We start from the raw sequence: 16,888 nt of genomic DNA, 5'->3' as shown, positions 1-16,888 counted from the left end.
CGGAGCCAGAGGGCGATAGTTCCTTTTCGCGAGCGGTTGTCATGAAGTTCGATGAGACGCGGCCCTTAACGCTCATCGTTTTCACCGGGTAAAAAAATTTCGTTTGGGGTGGGAACAAAATTAGAAGTCATACATTGCGCCTGTTCGAGCCGGGGGTGAAGAGCAGAATGAACGATGACCGCGTGACCGGCGACAGCCGGCCAACCCGATCTCAAACCTATTTCGACGATGTCATCGTCCGCGCCCTTCTGCCTGCGGCGAAAGCAGTCCTTTCCCTAATTCTCCTCTGTCCGCTGATGGTTTCCTGCTCCGGCGTCCAGTCGGTGCTTGATCCCGCGGGACGGGAAGCCGCGGGTGTCGCGACACTGTTCTTCGCGATGCTGATCGGCGGCGCGGTAATCTGGGTCGGCGTCGTGGCGCTTCTGTTTTATGCGGCGCGCAAGAAGAACGCCCATTCCGAACAGGGGGCGGGAAAGCTGATCCTCTGGGGCGGCGCCGTGATGCCCTGCATCGTTCTCGGCGCGCTGTTATCCTACGCCATGTGGCTGATGCCGAATGTCCGTCCGTTTTTCTCGGGAGGCGGTGAGGGGCTGCAACAGATCGATGTTACCGGCGAGCAGTACTGGTGGCGGGTCCGTTATCTCGATCCGGACGGCTCTGTCGCCTTCGAGACCGCCAACGAGATCCGCATGCCTGTCGGCGAGCGGGTGGCGTTTCAGCTGACCTCGCCCGATGTCATCCATTCGTTCTGGATCCCGGTGCTCGGCGGCAAGATGGACATGATCCCCGGCCGTCGCAACGTGTTGACGCTGGAGGGCAACAAGCCCGGCTCCTATCGCGGTGTCTGCGCCGAATTCTGCGGCACCTCGCATGCGCTGATGGGCTTTACCGTGGAGGTAATGGAAAAGCCGGCCTATGACGCCTGGCTCGCCTCCCGCCGCAGCGCTTCGGGTGGCGGCGATGCCGAGGGGCTGGCGCTGTTTTTGAAAAACGGCTGTTCCGCCTGCCATGCGATCTCAGGCACCGAGGCGCGCGGCGTCATCGGTCCGGATCTGACCGCATTCGGCGAGCGCGGTTCTGTCGGTGCCGGAACGCTCGGCAATTCCACCGCCGATATCGCCCGCTTCCTGCGCGATCCCGCCGGCGTCAAGCCGGGCGTGCGGATGCCGCATTACAATATGTTGCCCGAAGCCGAAACCGATCGCATTGCACAGTATCTGAAGGGGCTTCGATGAGCGTTGAACTCGGAAATTTCTCGCCCGAGGAGCGCGCCGCCCAGGAAAAGAGGCTGCGCGACACCTGGGAAACGCCCAAAGGCTGGCGCTACTGGACGTCGGTCAACAACAGCGAGATCGGGCTCTGGTACGGCGTCACCGCATTCGTTTTCATGCTGTTTGCCGGCGTTCTCGGACTGCTGATTCGGATGCAGCTCGTCGTCCCCAACAACGATTTCATGTCGGCCGAGCTGTTCAACCAGGTCTTCACCCTGCACGGCACGGTCATGATGTTCCTGTTCGCGGTGCCGATCTTTGAGGCGATCGCGATTTTTCTTCTGCCGTCCATGCTCGGCGCACGCGAACTGCCGTTCCCGCGGCTATCGGCCTTCGGCTACTGGAGCTTCCTGCTTGGTGGCATCTTCGTCTGCGGCTCGATCTTCTTCAACGCGGCACCCAATGCCGGCTGGTTCATGTATCCGCCGCTTGCGACCGACAAGGAATATGCCGGCATCGGCGCCGACATCTGGCTGCTCGGCCTCTCCTTCATCGAGGTGGCATCGATTGCCGCAGCCGTCGAGATCATCGTCGGCATCATGAAATGCCGCGCCCCCGGCATGCGCATCAACATGATGCCGATGTTTGCCTGGTATCTCCTGATCGTCGCGGGCATGATCCTGTTTGCCTTCCCGCCGCTGATTGCCGGCGACATCCTGTTCGAGATGGAGCGGATGTTCAACTGGCCGTTCTTCGATCCATCGCGCGGCGGCGATCCCTTGCTCTGGCAGCATCTGTTCTGGATCTTTGGCCACCCGGAAGTCTACATCGTCTTCCTGCCGGCCATCGCGCTGATGGCGATGATCGTGCCGACATTTTCGCAGCGTCCGATCGTTGGCTATTCCTGGATCGTGTTGGCGGCTGTCGGTACGGGTTTCCTGAGTTTCGGGCTGTGGGTCCACCACATGTTCGCGACCGGCCTGCCGCAGATTTCGCTCGCCTTCTTCTCGGCGGCATCGGAAGCGGTGGCAATCCCGACCGGGGTGCAGATCTTCGTGTTCATCGCCACCATGCTTGCGGGCCGGGTGATCTTTTCCGTGCCGATGCTGTTTGGCGCCGGCGGTCTGATCATCTTCGTGATCGGCGGGCTGACCGGCGTCATGGTGGCGCTCGTTCCGTTCGACTGGCAGGCGCATGACACCTATTTCATCGTGGCGCACCTGCATTACGTGCTGATCGGCGGCATGTTCTTCCCGATCGTCGCCGGCATCTACTATTACTTCCCCTTCGTGACCGGCAAAAAGCTGTCGGATACCTGGGGCAAGGTAGCCTTCTGGCTGATGTTTACGGGTTTCAACACCGCGTTCTTCCCGATGCATTTTTCCGGGCTGCGGGGCATGCCGCGGCGCGTCTTTACCTACCCGGAAGAATTCGGCTGGGATATTTTCAACCTTATCTCGACCATCGGCGCCTTCATCTTTGCGGCCGGTGTCGCCACCTTCGTGATCGACATCTTCCGCCCGAAACCCAAGCCCGCGGAACGCAATCTCAACCCGTGGAATTCCGGCACGCTGGAATGGACCAACGATCCGGACGAGAGCTGGGGCATGCGCTCCGTGCCGATCATCACCAGCCGTTACCCGCTGTGGGACCAGCCGAACCTGCAGGCCGATATCGAGGCTGGCCGGTTCTATCTGCCGGATGCGAAATCCGGCAGGCGCGAGACGCTGGTCACGTCGGTGCTCGATGCCAAGCCGCTCCAGTGCCTGCGCGTCGGCGGTGTGTCCTATGTCACCATCATAGCCGCCCTGTCGCTGGGTGGCGTGTTTATCGCGCTCACCTTCCACTGGTGGATCCCCACCATCATCTGCGCCATCATCACCTTTATCGCAATCATCTACTGGCTGTGGACGGGCACGGCACAGATTCCGGAGACGGCTGAAACCGATGTCGGGCTGGGCCTCAGCCTGCCGGTCTATGTTTCAGGCCCCGCGTCCGTCGGATGGTGGGCGATGTTCATCACTATGGTCGGTGACGGTACCGCCTTTGCCAGCCTGATCTTCGGCTATTTCTTCTACTGGACGGTGCATGACGATTATACCGGCGTCAGTGCCGGGCCGGGTGTGTTCTGGCCGATGGTGGCGCTGGTGCTCTATCTTGTCGCCTGGGGCCTGACGATGCTGGCCCGGCAGCTGAACGAAAAGGGCCCGGTCGGTTGCCGCTTGGCCCTCGTTGCAGCCGCAGCCGTTACCATCGCCGCCTCGCTTGCTGGTCTCGCCGGTCCTTATCTTACCGGCATGGATCCGACTTCCAACGTCTATCCGGCCACCGTCTGGGTCATCGCGCTCTGGACCGTTATCCACGGCGTGGTCGGCGTCGTGATGCAGCTCTATTGCCTTGCCCGCAGCCTCACCGGCAACATGACCGGCGAATACGATCAGGATATCCGCAACGTCACGCTCTACTGGCATTTCATGGCGTTTACCGCCGTCGTCACGTTCGGCGTGCTCGGTCTCTTTCCGCTGGTGGCATCATGAAGAGCGTCATCCCCCGCGAGGTCGAAACTCTCTGGACCCTTTTTACGGCGCCCGTGGTCTGGGCGCTGCATTTCATCATCTGCTATGCGACGGTCGCGGTTTTCTGCGCCAAGCGTCTGCCGGCGTCGTTCAGCTTCGACACGGTCCGGATCGTGCTTGTCGTCGTGACACTCGCCGCGCTCGCGATGATCGTGCTTTCTGCCTATCTCGCCTGGCGCCAGTGGGGGTTCGGTGCCAAGGACGCGCCGCATGACGAACCGACGCGCTCGTCGCGCACGCTGTTCCAAGGGTTTGCAACGCTGCTGCTGTCGGGCCTGAGCTTCGTGTCGGTCGTCTATGCGGCCATTCCGCTGATCTTCATTGCGGAGTGCCAGCCATGAAACGCCTTGCGCTGATCGCGGGGGCGCTGGTCCTCGGTCTGCTCTGGTTAGGCATCCTGCCGTTTTCCGATCGCGGCTCGTTCTCGGTGCATATGGTCGCCCATATGGGTGTCGTTGCCATCGCGTCGCCGCTGATCGCGTTTGGCATGTCCGGAAGCCGCTTCGATTTCACGGCCGGTCATCTCTGGCTCACACCGATGCTCGCCTCGGTGCTGGAACTGTTTGCCGTCTGGGGCTGGCATATTCCGGCCATGCGCGAGCTATCGGAAGGGTCGGTCCCGTTCGCCGCTCTCGAGCAGATGGTATTTCTCACGGCCGGGCTGACGCTGTGGCTCTCCTGTCTCGGCGGTGCGGCATCGGGACGCGAGGCGCGTCGACTTGCCGGCACGTTCGGCCTCTTGTTTACCTCGATGCATATGACGCTGCTCGGCGCGCTCCTGTCGCTTTCGCCGCGGCCGCTTTACGGCGCGGGCGATGTGAGCTGTTTCGGTATACCGCTCACCGCACTCGCCGATCAGCAGACAGGCGGTGTGGTGATGCTGCTGGTTGGTGCTATCGTCTATCTTGCAGGCGGCGTGGCGCTGCTCGCCGGCATGCTGAGGCATGATCCGGCTCCTGAGCTTGAGGGGAACGCATGATGACGATCCGCTGGAAGCATCTGATCATTCTTGCCATCCTTGCGCCGATCCTCGGCTTCGGCGTCGCCTGGTCGGGCCTGATCAGCGTGCGCGCCTCGTCGGGACACTGGGCAGCGACCGACTGGTTCCTGCATTGGGTGATGCGCAATTCGGTCAGCACCGCGTCGATGTCCGTTGATCCGCCACCGCTCGACAATCCGGCTTTGGTGCCGGCCGCTGCCGGCCATTTCGAAAGCGGATGCGCCACCTGTCACGGGTCGCCGGCGCAGGGCCGGAACGATGCCGTGCTGTCGATGCTGCCGCCGCCGCCGGATCTGAAAGCAGTCGTGCCGACCTGGACCGACGCGCAGCTGTTCGAGATCGTCAAGCACGGCGTTCGCTTTACCGGCATGCCGGCCTGGCCGGTGCAGACGCGTGACGACGAAGTCTGGGCGATGGTGGCGTTCCTGCGTAAACTGCCTGAGATGGACGGCAAGGCCTATATCGCCGCGTCAGGTCTGCACGGTATGGGAACCGCGGGCGAAGTATCGCCGCTGCCGATCACCTGCGAAAGCTGTCATGCGGAAGCAAAGCTCAACGATGGCAGCATAATCCCGCGTCTCGCGGGACAGACGGAGACCTATCTGCTGGAAAGCCTCAAGGCCTATCACGACAACCGGCGGCCAAGCGGCATCATGGGTGTCGCAGTCGGGACGCTCCCGGAGGAAAGCCTGCCGGAACTGGCGCGCTACTATGCCGGTCAGCAAAGTCCGAAACGCGATCTGCAGCCGAAGGACGAGGCGCTTGTGGAAAGAGGCCGCGAGCTTGCCGAGAAGGGACGGTCAGCGGACAAAATTCCCGTCTGTCTCAGCTGTCATGACAAGGATGGTGCGAACCCGGGATATCCGAAATTGTCGGGGCAGAATGCCGCCTATCTGAAGCAGCAGCTCGATCTGTTTCGAGGCGATGTTCGTGGCGGCACGTCGTCGAGCCATCTGATGGTGAATGCTGCGAAATATCTTCAGGATGACGATATCGACGCGCTGTCGGCTTTCTTCAGCCAGCGCTGAAGCCTGAAAGAGATCGGCCGGGCGCAACGGGTGTTGCGTCCGGCCGGTTTTGTTTTTAGGCGCGCAGGTCGAAACGGTCTGCGTTCATCACCTTCACCCATGCGGCAACGAAATCCTTGACGAACTTCGTCTTGGCATCGGCCTGGGCATAGATTTCGGCAATCGCGCGCAGCTGCGAATGCGAGCCGAAGATCAGGTCGGCGCGGGTGGCAGTCCACTTCTGCGCGCTGGTGCTGCGGTCGCGACCTTCATAGACGCCCCGCTCGCCGGCAACAGGTGCCCAGACGGTGCCCATGTCGAGGAGGTTGACGAAGAAGTCGTTCGTCAGCGTCTCCTTGGCAGTCGTGAACACGCCATGCTCAGGGGTGCCGACGTTCAGAACACGAAGGCCGCCGACCAGAACGGTCATTTCCGGTGCCGTCAGGGTCAGAAGCTGGGCACGGTCGACCAGTGCTTCTTCCGCCTGCATGAACTGCGTGCGCTTTTCGTTCACGTAGTTGCGGAAACCGTCGATGCGGGGCTCGAGCGCTGCAAACGACAGGGCGTCGGTCTGCGCCTCGGAGGCATCCATCCGGCCGGGCGAGAAGGGCACGACGACATCGTGACCAGCAGCCTTCGCCGCCTTTTCAACGCCGGCAGCGCCCGCCAGCACGATCAGGTCGGCAAGCGAGACCTTCTTTGCACCGGCATGGGCCGTGTTGAAGGCGGTCTGGATGTCTTCCAGCTGACGGAGAACCTTGGCAAGCTGGTCCGGCTGGTTGACTTCCCAGTCCTTCTGCGGGCTCAGACGGATGCGGGCACCGTTGGCACCGCCGCGCTTGTCGGAACCGCGGAAGCTCGAAGCCGAAGCCCAGGCGGTGGACACCAGTTCCTGCACCGAAAGACCCGTTGCCAGAACCTTTTCCTTGAGGTTGGCGATGTCAGCATCGTCGATCAGCGGATGATCGACCGGCGGAATGACGTCCTGCCAGATCAGGTCTTCGGCGGGCACTTCCGGGCCGAGGTAGCGAACCTTGGGTCCCATGTCGCGGTGCGTCAGCTTGAACCAGGCGCGGGCAAACGCGTCGGCAAATTCAGCCGGGTTTTCGAGGAAGCGGCGCGAGATCGGCTCGTAGATCGGGTCGAAACGCAGCGCCAGGTCAGACGTCAGCATCGTCGGCACATGCTTGCGGCCCGGGATATGGGCGTCCGGCACCGAAGCGTCGGCGTTCTTTGCCTGCCACTGGTGGGCACCGCCCGGGCTCTTCGTCAGTTCCCATTCAAAGCCGAACAGGTTTTCGAAGAAGTAGTTGCTCCACTGGGTCGGCGTCTGCGACCAGGTGACTTCGAGGCCGCTGCCGATCGTGTCGGCGCCCATGCCGGTGCCGTGCTTGCTTGCCCAGCCGAGGCCCTGCGATTCCAGTTCGCCGCCTTCCGGGTCGGTTCCGACCAGCGACGGATCACCGGCGCCATGGGTCTTTCCGAACGTGTGGCCGCCGGCGACCAGCGCCACGGTTTCCTCGTCGTTCATCGCCATGCGGGCAAAGGTGCTTCTGATGTCGCGGGCCGAGGCCAGCGGGTCCGGATTGCCGTTCGGGCCTTCCGGGTTGACGTAGATGAGGCCCATCTGCACCGCGCCGAGTGGTTCGGCCAGCTCGCGCTCGCCGCTATAGCGCTCGTCGCCCAGCCAGCTGCCTTCGGGACCCCAATAAAGTTCTTCCGGCTCCCACACGTCGGCACGGCCGCCGGCAAAACCGAAGGTCTTGAAGCCCATCGATTCCAGCGCGACGTTGCCGGTCAGGATCATCAGGTCGGCCCAGGAGATCTTGTTTCCGTATTTCTGCTTGATCGGCCACAGAAGGCGGCGAGCCTTGTCGAGGTTGACGTTGTCAGGCCAGCTGTTGAGCGGTGCGAAACGCTGCTGGCCCATGCCGGCGCCGCCGCGGCCGTCGGTGATGCGGTAGGTGCCGGCGCTGTGCCAGGCCATGCGGATGAAAAGACCGCCGTAATGACCGAAATCGGCCGGCCACCAGTCCTTGCTATCGGTCATCAGCGCATGAAGGTCCTGCTTCACGGCGTCGAGATCGAGCGTCTTGAATTCTTCGGCATAATCGAACGACTTGCCCAGTGGGTTGGCCAGTGCCGTGTGGGTATGCAAAATCTGAACGTTCAGCTGGCTTGGCCACCAGTCGCGGTTCGAGCGACCGCGGGGCGTATTGCCCTGGGGGTTCTGGCCATGTGCAACGGGACACTTGCCCGCAGTGTCAGTTTTCGTGTCCATGACATTCTCCTTAGATTGTCTGTCGTGCATTGCATGAAAAGGGGAGGATTGTGTGTCGCAACCCGGTGTCTCAAGTCCTACAGGAACATTTCGATAAATTTAAGTTGGATTTCCTGATGGTTGCGATAATTTCACCTTATGACCAATTTTACTCTCAAACAGCTCCGCTATTTCGAGGCTTTGGCGCGCGACGCGAGTTTCCGCAAGGCGGCTGAAGCCTGCGCCATCTCTCAGCCTGCGCTGTCGATGCAGATCAAGGAACTCGAGGATCAGGTCGGTCGGGCCCTGTTCGACCGGGGCACGCGCGACGTCCGGCTGACCGCGTTCGGCGAGCTTTTTGCTCTCAGGGCGCGAGATATCGTCCGAGCCGCCGACGAACTCGCCGATCTCTCGCGCGCCTCGCGCGACCGGTTTCTGTCGCGGCTTCGCATCGGTGTCATCCCGACCGTCGCACCCTATCTGCTGCCGTCGGTCATCAACGAGCTCAATCGCGCCTTCGACGGGATCCGGGTCGAGATCCGCGAAACCCAGACGACCAGACTGGTGCAGGAAGTGATGCAGGGCGGGCTCGATGTGGCGATCGTCGCGCTGCCCGTCTCCGAGCCTTCACTGACGGAGCTCAAACTGTTCGACGAGGAATTCGTGCTGGTGCGCAGCCGTGAGGATGGGGCGAAGCCGGTGCCGGAGCCGGATGCGCTCAAGGAAATGCGGCTTCTCCTTCTTGAGGAGGGACATTGTTTCCGCGATCAGGCGCTGTCCTTCTGCGGCATCGGGTCGAACCGCCCGCGCGAGATCCTGTCTCGGGAAATCATGGAGGGAAGCTCGCTGTCGACGCTGGTGCAGATGGTCGGTGCCGGCATCGGCGTCACGCTCATTCCGGAAATGGCGGTGCCGGTCGAGACCCGCTCCGCGCGGGTCTCCATTTCGCGGTTCGATTCACCGCCACCGGCCCGCAGCATCGGCATGATCTGGCGCAATTCGACGCCGCTTGCCAAGCAGTTGCTGCAGGTCGCAGACGTAGTGCTTGGTGCGGCCGCCATCATGCGGCAGCAGCAGACGGCCTATACGAGGCCGTCGTCCGAAGCGCTCGAGATCGACGACGTAGGCGCTGCGTCGTCGTCGATTTCGTAGGCATGGATATAGTCGATGACCATCTTGGCTCCGCCGGACAGATCGCCCGGCTTGCCGGCCGCGCCGCCGACGGCCAGATTGACCAGAAGGTACATCGGGTCATGCATGTCTGACGGTGTCTCGGCGCTGGCAATCGCCACATCGTCGAAATACCAGACGATTTCTTCCTCGGTCCACAGCATGCCGTAGGTGTGGAAGCCTTCGGTGCTGGGAACGCTGATTGCAGAGGTCTGGGTGGTCTGCTTGCCGGTCTCATTGGAATGCGCGGAAACATGCACCGTGTTCGGGTCCTGGCCGCGCATTTCCACCACGTCGATTTCCGGCGGCCATGAGCCATCCGCAGGCAGCAGCCAGAAGGCGGGCCATGTCGCCTGGTCGGTCGGCATGTCGGCGCGCATTTCGAAATAGCCGTAGGTCTGCGAGAATGTCGAATGGGTGTTCAACATTCCGGACACATAGTCGTAGCCGTTGACCGCGTCCGAGATCGCATCCGGCGTATTCTTGGCGGTGATCGTCAGCGCTCCGTTTGAGACCGAGAACGGGCTGTAGCCGGCGGTCGGCGCATAAAGCGGGTTCACGTACCATTGGCTTTCGCCATTCGTCGGCAGAGAACTGCCCTGGTCCGGCGCCCAGTGGAAGTTTGCGTCCCACGTGCCGCTCGTGCCGTTATTCAGGGAAAGCGCGTTGAACTCGTCGCCGAATGTCTTCGTCAGGACCGAGCGGTCGAGGCTGAGCGCAAACTGGTCGGCAGACAGGTCATCGGCTGTCGTGCCGGCGAATACGAGGCTGTCGCCGTCCCCGAGGTCAAGCCGCAGATTGGCGCCTTCCTGGGTCAGGCTGTTGCCCACCTGTTCGAAGGAGGTGAAGCTGTAGCCATCGAGGCGGATCTTGTCGTCGGCACTGAAATCGGTGATCAGGTCGCTGCCATTGCCCTTGGCGACGATGAATGTGTCGGCCCCGCCGCCACCGGTCAGCACGTCGTTCCCCGCACCGCCATCGAAGGTCTGGCGCGAGGACGAGCCCGAGATGATGTTGTCGAGATCGTTGCCGAAGGCGAAGCGGTTGTCACCGGTCACCCGCAGGTTTTCGATATTGGTCGGCAGCGTGTAGCTCATCCAGGTATCGACCGTGTCGATGCCCTGGCCTGCAGCTTCAGCGGCCCGGTTGATGCTGGAATAAAGGTAATAGACGTCGTCGCCTGCGCCGCCGCTCATGGTCACGTTGACGGAGCTGGCGCCGTACATGGAATCGTTGGCAGCCGTGCCTGCGAGTGCTGTGCCGGAACCTGTTGCTGAAATCCAGGCTTTGGATGCGCCACTGTAATACAAGTTTTCGCCGAGAGCGTTCAAAACGGTTTTGGTCATCAAAGTGTCTCCTGTTTGAAAAACGCGACCTTTGTTCTTCTCCTCCGTTTCGTTTGAGCTCCCTCTCACACGCTAACGCGTCGATGCTGCAGCGCACAGCGCCAACCATTGGCGGGCTGAACAAGCCGTTCCCGGTTTCGGACGCAAAGGTTCGTGCCGTCCGTTTTTGAAACGGAAGCGTGCCGGGATGGGGCAGGTGTGCCAGATCTGGCTGTGGATAGGCGCGGTTACGGGCGGTCGAGTTCCGGTCCCAGCTCCAGCTGCGCGGTCAGCCATGTCTTGAAGATCTGCATGGATTGGCTGGACTGGATATCGGGCGTGCTGAACCAGTAGCCAAAATCGCTGCGGTACCCGAGGCCGGCCGGATTGACGAGCCTGCCGCTGGCAATCTCGTCCAGGATCAGGCCGCGCGGGATCAGTGCCATGCCCTGGCCCGCAAGTGCGGCACGGATCACCATCGTGTAATAGCCGAAGCGGGTGATGTGGCGGACGGTGGCGCCGTCACGGTTGTGATGGGCCGCAAAATTCTGCCAGTGGAACGGCGTCTGCGGATGTTCGAGCATCACATGCTCGGCAAGGTCGTCGATATCAGAGGGCGTTCCGGCCTTGGCGAAATAGTTCGGTGCGCTCACCAGAAGCACGTCGTGACCGAAGAGATAGGTGCTGTTTTCGCCGTGCTGCGGTGCTGCGGCAAACTCGAAAATGCCGTCAGGGACTTCAGACTGCGACGGCGAGATGAAGGTGGTGAACTGCACCTCTATGTCGGGATGCTGTTCCGCAAACAGATGAAACTTCGGCAACAGCCAGCGATCGCCGAAAATCGGCAGGACCTGCAGGCGCAGCACGCCGGGGCCGGGTTTCAGCCGGGCCACCAGAAGCGCGGCGTCTTCCATGGCCTTCAGTGCTGTGCGCGCGTGATCGATATAGATGCGGCCGGCCTCGGTCGCCACCATGCCGCGCGGCGTGCGCAGGAAGGCGGGGCTGCCGATCAGTTCCTCAAGTGCCAGCAGCTGCTTGCTCACAGCACTCTGGGACAGCGCCGTCGTTTCCGCGGCAGCACTGGTCGATCCGCGTTCGGCCACCGCCAGCAGAACCTGAAGCGATGCGGTGGACGGCAGGCGCCTGCGACGTTGCTCCATCAGGGTCTCGCTGTTTTGTCGGGATGCGTTCGATCCATTATCGCCAGCGCGCCGTTGTGCGCTAGTCGTTTTTGTCATAGGGCCAAGGAAATAAGTTCGCTTGCCCATTCGTGGTGCACATGGGATCCCTGCCCATTATCTGAACAGAGGGGTTTGCTCATGTCGGCATCCGCACAGCTCTGGGGTGGACGTTTCAAGTCCGGTCCTTCCGAAGCTCTGGCCAATCTTTCACGGGCACCTGCCTCCTATTTCCGTCTCTATCGCGAAGACATCGCCGGCTCCCGGGCGCATGCGTCCGAGCTGAAGCGCGCCGGCGTGCTGGATGCAACCGAGTTTTCGGCCATCCGTTCGGCGCTCGATACGATCGAGGCCGATGTCGCGGCAGGCCGTGAAACGCCTGTTGCCGGCGATGAGGATGTGCATACGTTTCTGGAACGGTTGCTGATGGCCCGTCTCGGCGCTCTCGGCGGCAAGCTGCGCGCCGGTCGGTCGCGCAACGATCAGACCGCCAACAACACCCGTCTTTATCTCCGCCGCATGGCGCGCGAGCTTTCCGCCGGCCTGATCGAGGTCGAGGATGCGATCCGCGAGCAGGCGGCACGCCATGTCGAAACCGTCATGCCCGGTTTCACCCATCTGCAGCCGGCGCAGCCCGTCGTGCTCGGTCATCACCTGATGGCGCATGCGCAGTCGCTGTTGCGCGATCTGGAGCGCTTTGGCGATTTCGACCGCCGCTTCGACCGGTCGCCGCTCGGTGCGGCAGCACTTGCCGGTTCCGGCATCGTCAATCGGCCGGACCTGTCGGCACTTGAGCTCGGGTATTCGGCAGCTGCGGAAAACTCGATCGACTCGGTCGCTTCGCGCGATATCGTCGCCGAGTTCCTGTTCATCGCCTCGCTGATCGGCGTCAACCTGTCGCGTCTGGCCGAGGAAATCTGCATCTGGAGCTCCAAGCAGTTCTCCTGGGTCCGTCTGCATGACAGCTATTCCACCGGCTCGTCGATCATGCCGCAGAAGAAGAACCCTGACATCGCCGAGCTGACGCGCGGCATGTCCGGCACGCTGATCGGCAATGTTACGGGCTTTCTTGCCACGATGAAGGCGATGCCGCTCGCCTATAACCGCGATCTCGCCGAAGACAAGAAAGTCCTGTTCGAGACGATCGATACGCTTCAGCTCATCCTTCCCGCCTTTGCCGGCATGGTTGCGACGCTGGAGTTCGATGTCGAGAAGCTGAGGGCAGAAGCGCCGCGCGGCTTTACGCTCGCAACGGAAGTGGCCGACTGGCTGGTCAGCCAGAACGTCACCTTTGCCGAAGCCCACGAAATCACCGGCGCTGTGGTGCGCTACTGCGAAGAGGGCGGCCATGATCTTGAAGGGCTGACCGTCGAAGATCTGCCGAAGATCGATCCGCGCCTCGGCCCCGGCCTGCTCGAGGCGATCACGCTCGAACATGCGCTTGCCAGCCGCACCGGTTACGGCTGCACGGCACCCGATGCGGTGCGCGACCAGATCGGCCGGTTCGAGGCAGCAATCGACGCCCGCCGTCAGTTCGCGCTGGAAGAGATCGGCGCAAAGACGGCTGTTGCCGCAAACGCTGCGGAGGCTGGCACGCGATGAGTGCATCCACAACCGTTGCTGCAGACGACAGCACGAAATACGAAGTTGCCCATCTGAAGCTGGTGCCGAAGCGGCATATCGGCCGCAACGTGGCCGCCGGCATCGTCATTCTGCTGATGGCAGCGCTCGTGCGCGCCTTCAGCGTTGGCCAGATCGAATGGTCCTATGTGCGCGACTTCCTGTTTGCGCCCGTCATCCTGCAGGGCCTCGTCAACACGCTGGTCATGACGGTTGCTGCCATGGCGATCGGCATCGTGCTCGGCGTCGTGATCGCCATCATGCGGATCTCGGGCAATCCGGTCCTGTCGTGGATCGCGATCGGCTATCTGTGGATCTTCCGCGGCGCGCCGGCACTGCTGCAGCTGATGCTATGGTTCAATCTGGCGCTGATCTTCCCGACGCTCGGCATTCCCGGCCTGTTCGAATTCCGCACCGTCGATATCATGACGCCGTTTGTGGCGGCGATGCTCGGTCTTGGTATCCAGCAGGGCGCCTACACGTCGGAAGTGGTGCGAAGCGGTCTTCTGTCGGTCGATAGCGGCCAGTACGAGGCTGCCCGCACGATCGGCATGACGCAGATGAAGATGCTGCGCCGCATCGTTCTGCCGCAGGCCATGCGCGTCATGGTACCGCCTGTCGGCAACGAGGTGATCGGCATGGTCAAGCTCACCTCGCTTGCCAGCGTCATCCAGTTTTCCGAAATCCTACACAATGCGCAGGTCATCTACTACGCCAACACCCGCGTTCTCGAACTGCTGCTGGTGGCAAGCTTCTGGTACCTCGTCGTGGTGTCCGTTCTGTCCGTCATCCAGCAGCGCATCGAGCGCTATTACGGGCGCGGATCGAAGTCTATCAGAGCATCGATGTGAGGTTGGACATGACGAAAGATATTCTGGTCAAGGCAATCGACGTCACCAAGAGCTTCGATGCGTTCAAGGCGCTCGACAAGGTGAGCCTAGAAGTCCGGCGCGGCGAAGTCGCCTGCATCGTCGGACCCTCCGGTTCCGGCAAGAGCACGTTCCTGCGCTGCATCAACCTCCTGGAGCGGATGGACGAAGGTGCGATCTGGGTCAATGACGAGCTGATGGGCTATCGCCGCGAAGGCGACAACCTGCATGAACTCGCGGACAAGGAAATATCCCGCCAGCGTCGCCGCATCGGCATGGTGTTCCAGCGCTTCAACCTGTTTCCGCATCAGACGGCTGTCGAAAACGTCATGGAAGGACCGGTCCAGGTTCTCGGCCAGCCGGTCGCCAAGGCGCGCGAGGATGCGCTTGCGCTTCTCGCCCGCGTCGGCCTGTCCGACAAGGCGAACCATTACCCTTCCGAACTTTCCGGCGGCCAGCAGCAGCGCGTCGCGATCGCCCGTGCCATGGGCATGCAGCCCGATCTCATCCTGTTCGACGAGCCGACGTCTGCGCTCGATCCGGAACTGGTGTCTGAAGTGCTCGACGTGATGAGGGATCTGGCGGCGTCCGGCATGACCATGATCGTCGTCACCCATGAAATGGGGTTTGCACGCAACGTTGCGAACACCGTCACGTTCATGGAAGCGGGCAAGGTCGTCGAAACCGGCCCCGCTTCGGAAGTGTTGTCGGCGCCGAAAAGCGCGCGCACCGCGGAATTCATCCGGGCGGTCCATAACTGACCGCCTTCACGTTCAACCAGATGACCAAAAACAAGAGAACAGGGGATATCATGACCAAGACATTCGCAATCGTCGCCCTCGCAGCCGTTGCTGCGGCCAGCTCGGTTTCAGCTCAGGCCCTGCCGGAGCGTATCAAGACCGCCGGCAAGATCATCGTTGCCAACACGCCGAACTATCCGCCGATGGAATACAAGGACCCGGCCACCAACACGCTGATGGGCCTTGATATCGATCTTGGTCTCGCGCTTGCCAAGCAGCTCGGCGTGACTGTCGAGTGGTCGGATATCGGCTTTGAACAGATGGTGCCGTCGGTTGCCACCGGCCGCGTCGACATCATCCATTCGGGCATGAGCGATCTGCCGAAGCGCCGCGATGCTCTCGATTTCGTCGACTACATGAAGTCCGGCGCCCAGTTCTATACGACGGCGGCCCGCAAGGATGAACTGAAGTCCGAAACCGATCTTTGCGGCAAGAATGTCGGCATGAGCCGTCGCACGTCCTTCCCGGACGAAACGGCGAAGTGGAGCGCTGCCAACTGCGAAGCCAAGGGCCTGCCGGCCGTCAAGGTCGTCGGCACCGAAGGTTCGGCCGATGCCCGCACCCAGCTGAAGCAGGGCCGCGTCGATGCCGCCGTGCAGGGTTCGGAAACCGTTCCCTACCTGATGACGCTCGAAAAGGGCGCATACGTTTCGATCGGCGCGCCGTTCACCGCCATCTACCAGGGCATCGGTTTCTCCAAGAAGGATACCGAACTGCGCGACGCCTATATCGGTGCGATGAAGGCCCTGATGGCCAGCGGCGAATACAAGACGATCCTTGCCAAGTGGAACCTGGAATCGGCTGCCCTCGACGGCATCTACGTCAACAGCGAAGCCCAGAAGTAAGCTTTCACGTTTTGCAAAACGGGTGCCTCCGGCCTGATCTCCTTCAGGCCGGACGGTCGGCGGACCAGTCCGTTTTGCATCGGAAGCCGGGCTATCTGTTCAGCGGTGGCCCGGCTTTGCATTCTTCCCGACCGGAGGTTTTATAATGCCCTTCGACCTTTCTCCCCGTCCGCTCAATCCGGCGCCTGTCACACCCGCCATGGTTTGGCCGAACGGCGCGAAAAGCGCTCTCTTCATCGGCTTCGACGTGGACGCGGAAACCGCCTGGATCGGCAACAATCCTTCCAATGTCGATCGCATGGTTACGACGTCGCATGGCGGCTACGACGCCCGCGTCGGCATTTCGAAAATCGTGTCGCTGATGGATGAATTGTCGCTGCCGGCGACCTTCTTCATTCCCGGCTGGACGGCATTGGCGCATCCCGCCCAGTGCGAAGCGATCCTGAAAGCTGGCCACGAGATCGGCCATCACGGCTATCTCCATAAGCTGCCCGACCGCGACAAGCTGGATGAGGCTTTCGAGGAAATCGATCGCGGCTATGAGGCGTTGCAGCAGGTGCTAGGCGTGCGGCCGATCGGCTACCGCGCACCATCGGGTGAGAATTTCCCGGAACTGCTCGCCTATCTCTCGAAATCCGGCATGCGCTATTCCAGCTCCTTCCGCGACGATATCCTGCCTTACAGGCATGCGGATCATGGCGGCGAGCGCGGTCTCATTGAGATCCCGGTCAACTTCGCCTTCGACGACTGGAATTTCGGCATGACGAGCCGCACCAGTTCACGGCCGATCTTCGGACGCGACGCGGTGCTGCAGCTGTGGATTGACGAATTCGAGGCGACACATGCTTGGGGCGGCGTCACGACGCTGGTCCTCCATCCGCAGGTTTCGGGACGGCCGATGCGCTGGCATCTGCTGCGCGATTTCCTGATCCATGTGCAAAGCAGAACCGATGTCTGGATTGCCACGGGCGCCGAGATATCGGACCATTTCGACGCGCTGGAAGCGGCCCGCGCAGAGCTTTAAGAA

General features: G+C 61.8%; 14 protein-coding genes. 11 read left to right on the top strand and 3 right to left on the bottom strand.

The genetic code is table 11. The annotated features are described in order from the left end of the window. Positions 1–167: 167 nt before the first annotated feature. Genes coxB through ACQY1K_RS15030 form a run of 5 tightly spaced genes read left to right on the top strand, consistent with a single transcriptional unit; the run spans position 168 to position 5,815 of the window. Positions 168–1,235, top strand: a complete 1,068-nt coding sequence (coxB, locus tag ACQY1K_RS15050; protein WP_209902199.1) for a cytochrome c oxidase subunit II — start codon at positions 168–170, stop codon at positions 1,233–1,235. After that, positions 1,232–3,748 carry a cytochrome c oxidase subunit I gene (gene ctaD / locus ACQY1K_RS15045; RefSeq protein WP_430257751.1) on the top strand — a complete coding sequence of 839 codons (2,517 nt, stop codon included), beginning with the start codon at positions 1,232–1,234 and terminating at the stop codon, positions 3,746–3,748. Before coxB ends, ctaD begins: the two co-directional genes overlap by 4 nt. Next, complete coding sequence (locus tag ACQY1K_RS15040; RefSeq protein ID WP_062461668.1) at positions 3,745–4,128, top strand: hypothetical protein; 384 nt, start codon at positions 3,745–3,747, stop codon at positions 4,126–4,128. The genes ctaD and ACQY1K_RS15040 overlap by 4 nt, the downstream gene beginning before the upstream one ends. Further along, positions 4,125–4,766: a cytochrome c oxidase assembly protein gene (locus tag ACQY1K_RS15035; protein ID WP_430257750.1), complete on the top strand. Its 642-nt coding sequence runs from the start codon at positions 4,125–4,127 to the stop codon at positions 4,764–4,766. The genes ACQY1K_RS15040 and ACQY1K_RS15035 overlap by 4 nt, the downstream gene beginning before the upstream one ends. Then, positions 4,763–5,815, top strand: coding sequence for a c-type cytochrome (locus ACQY1K_RS15030; protein ID WP_430257749.1), 1,053 nt, complete (start codon positions 4,763–4,765; stop codon positions 5,813–5,815). The genes ACQY1K_RS15035 and ACQY1K_RS15030 overlap by 4 nt, the downstream gene beginning before the upstream one ends. 55 nt (positions 5,816–5,870) lie before the next feature. On the opposite strand, the gene katG is transcribed toward ACQY1K_RS15030, so the two are convergent. Then, a complete protein-coding gene (katG, locus tag ACQY1K_RS15025; RefSeq protein WP_430257748.1) occupies positions 5,871–8,075 on the bottom strand; it encodes a catalase/peroxidase HPI in 2,205 nt (734 codons plus the stop codon). 138 nt (positions 8,076–8,213) lie between these two features. On the opposite strand from katG, the gene ACQY1K_RS15020 reads away from it, so the two are divergent. Beyond that, on the top strand, positions 8,214–9,206 hold the full coding sequence (locus ACQY1K_RS15020) for a hydrogen peroxide-inducible genes activator (protein ID WP_209902189.1): 993 nt from the start codon (positions 8,214–8,216) through the stop codon (positions 9,204–9,206). Here the strand turns inward: ACQY1K_RS15020 and ACQY1K_RS15015 are convergent. Both ACQY1K_RS15015 and ACQY1K_RS15010 read right to left on the bottom strand, forming a co-directional pair. Further along, positions 9,137–10,570 carry a family 16 glycosylhydrolase gene (locus tag ACQY1K_RS15015; RefSeq protein WP_430257747.1) on the bottom strand — a complete coding sequence of 478 codons (1,434 nt, stop codon included), beginning with the start codon at positions 10,568–10,570 and terminating at the stop codon, positions 9,137–9,139. The genes ACQY1K_RS15020 and ACQY1K_RS15015 overlap by 70 nt on opposite strands. 227 nt (positions 10,571–10,797) lie before the next feature. Next, a complete protein-coding gene (locus ACQY1K_RS15010; RefSeq protein WP_430257746.1) occupies positions 10,798–11,709 on the bottom strand; it encodes a LysR substrate-binding domain-containing protein in 912 nt (303 codons plus the stop codon). 159 nt (positions 11,710–11,868) lie between these two features. Between ACQY1K_RS15010 and argH the strand changes: the two genes are divergently transcribed. The 5 genes from argH (at position 11,869) to ACQY1K_RS14985 (ending at position 16,885) form a co-directional block, all read left to right on the top strand. Next, complete coding sequence (gene argH / locus ACQY1K_RS15005) at positions 11,869–13,329, top strand: argininosuccinate lyase (RefSeq protein WP_430257745.1); 1,461 nt, start codon at positions 11,869–11,871, stop codon at positions 13,327–13,329. Beyond that, complete coding sequence (locus tag ACQY1K_RS15000; protein ID WP_184654538.1) at positions 13,326–14,198, top strand: amino acid ABC transporter permease; 873 nt, start codon at positions 13,326–13,328, stop codon at positions 14,196–14,198. Before argH ends, ACQY1K_RS15000 begins: the two co-directional genes overlap by 4 nt. An 8-nt stretch (positions 14,199–14,206) precedes the next feature. Next, positions 14,207–14,977, top strand: a complete 771-nt coding sequence (locus tag ACQY1K_RS14995) for an amino acid ABC transporter ATP-binding protein (RefSeq protein WP_092659446.1) — start codon at positions 14,207–14,209, stop codon at positions 14,975–14,977. Between the two features lie 50 nt (positions 14,978–15,027). Next, positions 15,028–15,861 (top strand): ABC transporter substrate-binding protein, encoded by an 834-nt coding sequence (locus ACQY1K_RS14990; protein ID WP_430257744.1) that lies wholly within the window; start codon positions 15,028–15,030, stop codon positions 15,859–15,861. A 145-nt stretch (positions 15,862–16,006) separates the two neighbouring features. Further along, positions 16,007–16,885 (top strand): polysaccharide deacetylase family protein, encoded by an 879-nt coding sequence (locus ACQY1K_RS14985; protein WP_062581842.1) that lies wholly within the window; start codon positions 16,007–16,009, stop codon positions 16,883–16,885. The last annotated feature ends 3 nt before the right edge of the window (positions 16,886–16,888 follow it).

Source organism: Neorhizobium sp. IRS_2294 (genome assembly GCF_050500145.1).
GTDB classification, from domain to species: domain Bacteria; phylum Pseudomonadota; class Alphaproteobacteria; order Rhizobiales; family Rhizobiaceae; genus Neorhizobium; species Neorhizobium soli.
This window is presented reverse-complemented; position numbering and strand designations above follow the sequence as displayed.

Coding starts and splice junctions, on each gene's coding strand:
- coxB (WP_209902199.1), top strand. CDS start 168: ATGAACGATGACCGCGTGACCGGCGACAGCCGGCCAACCCGATCTCAA.
- ctaD (WP_430257751.1), top strand. CDS start 1,232: ATGAGCGTTGAACTCGGAAATTTCTCGCCCGAGGAGCGCGCCGCCCAG.
- ACQY1K_RS15040 (WP_062461668.1), top strand. CDS start 3,745: ATGAAGAGCGTCATCCCCCGCGAGGTCGAAACTCTCTGGACCCTTTTT.
- ACQY1K_RS15035 (WP_430257750.1), top strand. CDS start 4,125: ATGAAACGCCTTGCGCTGATCGCGGGGGCGCTGGTCCTCGGTCTGCTC.
- ACQY1K_RS15030 (WP_430257749.1), top strand. CDS start 4,763: ATGATGACGATCCGCTGGAAGCATCTGATCATTCTTGCCATCCTTGCG.
- katG (WP_430257748.1), bottom strand. CDS start 8,075: ATGGACACGAAAACTGACACTGCGGGCAAGTGTCCCGTTGCACATGGC.
- ACQY1K_RS15020 (WP_209902189.1), top strand. CDS start 8,214: ATGACCAATTTTACTCTCAAACAGCTCCGCTATTTCGAGGCTTTGGCG.
- ACQY1K_RS15015 (WP_430257747.1), bottom strand. CDS start 10,570: ATGACCAAAACCGTTTTGAACGCTCTCGGCGAAAACTTGTATTACAGT.
- ACQY1K_RS15010 (WP_430257746.1), bottom strand. CDS start 11,709: ATGGAGCAACGTCGCAGGCGCCTGCCGTCCACCGCATCGCTTCAGGTT.
- argH (WP_430257745.1), top strand. CDS start 11,869: ATGTCGGCATCCGCACAGCTCTGGGGTGGACGTTTCAAGTCCGGTCCT.
- ACQY1K_RS15000 (WP_184654538.1), top strand. CDS start 13,326: ATGAGTGCATCCACAACCGTTGCTGCAGACGACAGCACGAAATACGAA.
- ACQY1K_RS14995 (WP_092659446.1), top strand. CDS start 14,207: ATGACGAAAGATATTCTGGTCAAGGCAATCGACGTCACCAAGAGCTTC.
- ACQY1K_RS14990 (WP_430257744.1), top strand. CDS start 15,028: ATGACCAAGACATTCGCAATCGTCGCCCTCGCAGCCGTTGCTGCGGCC.
- ACQY1K_RS14985 (WP_062581842.1), top strand. CDS start 16,007: ATGCCCTTCGACCTTTCTCCCCGTCCGCTCAATCCGGCGCCTGTCACA.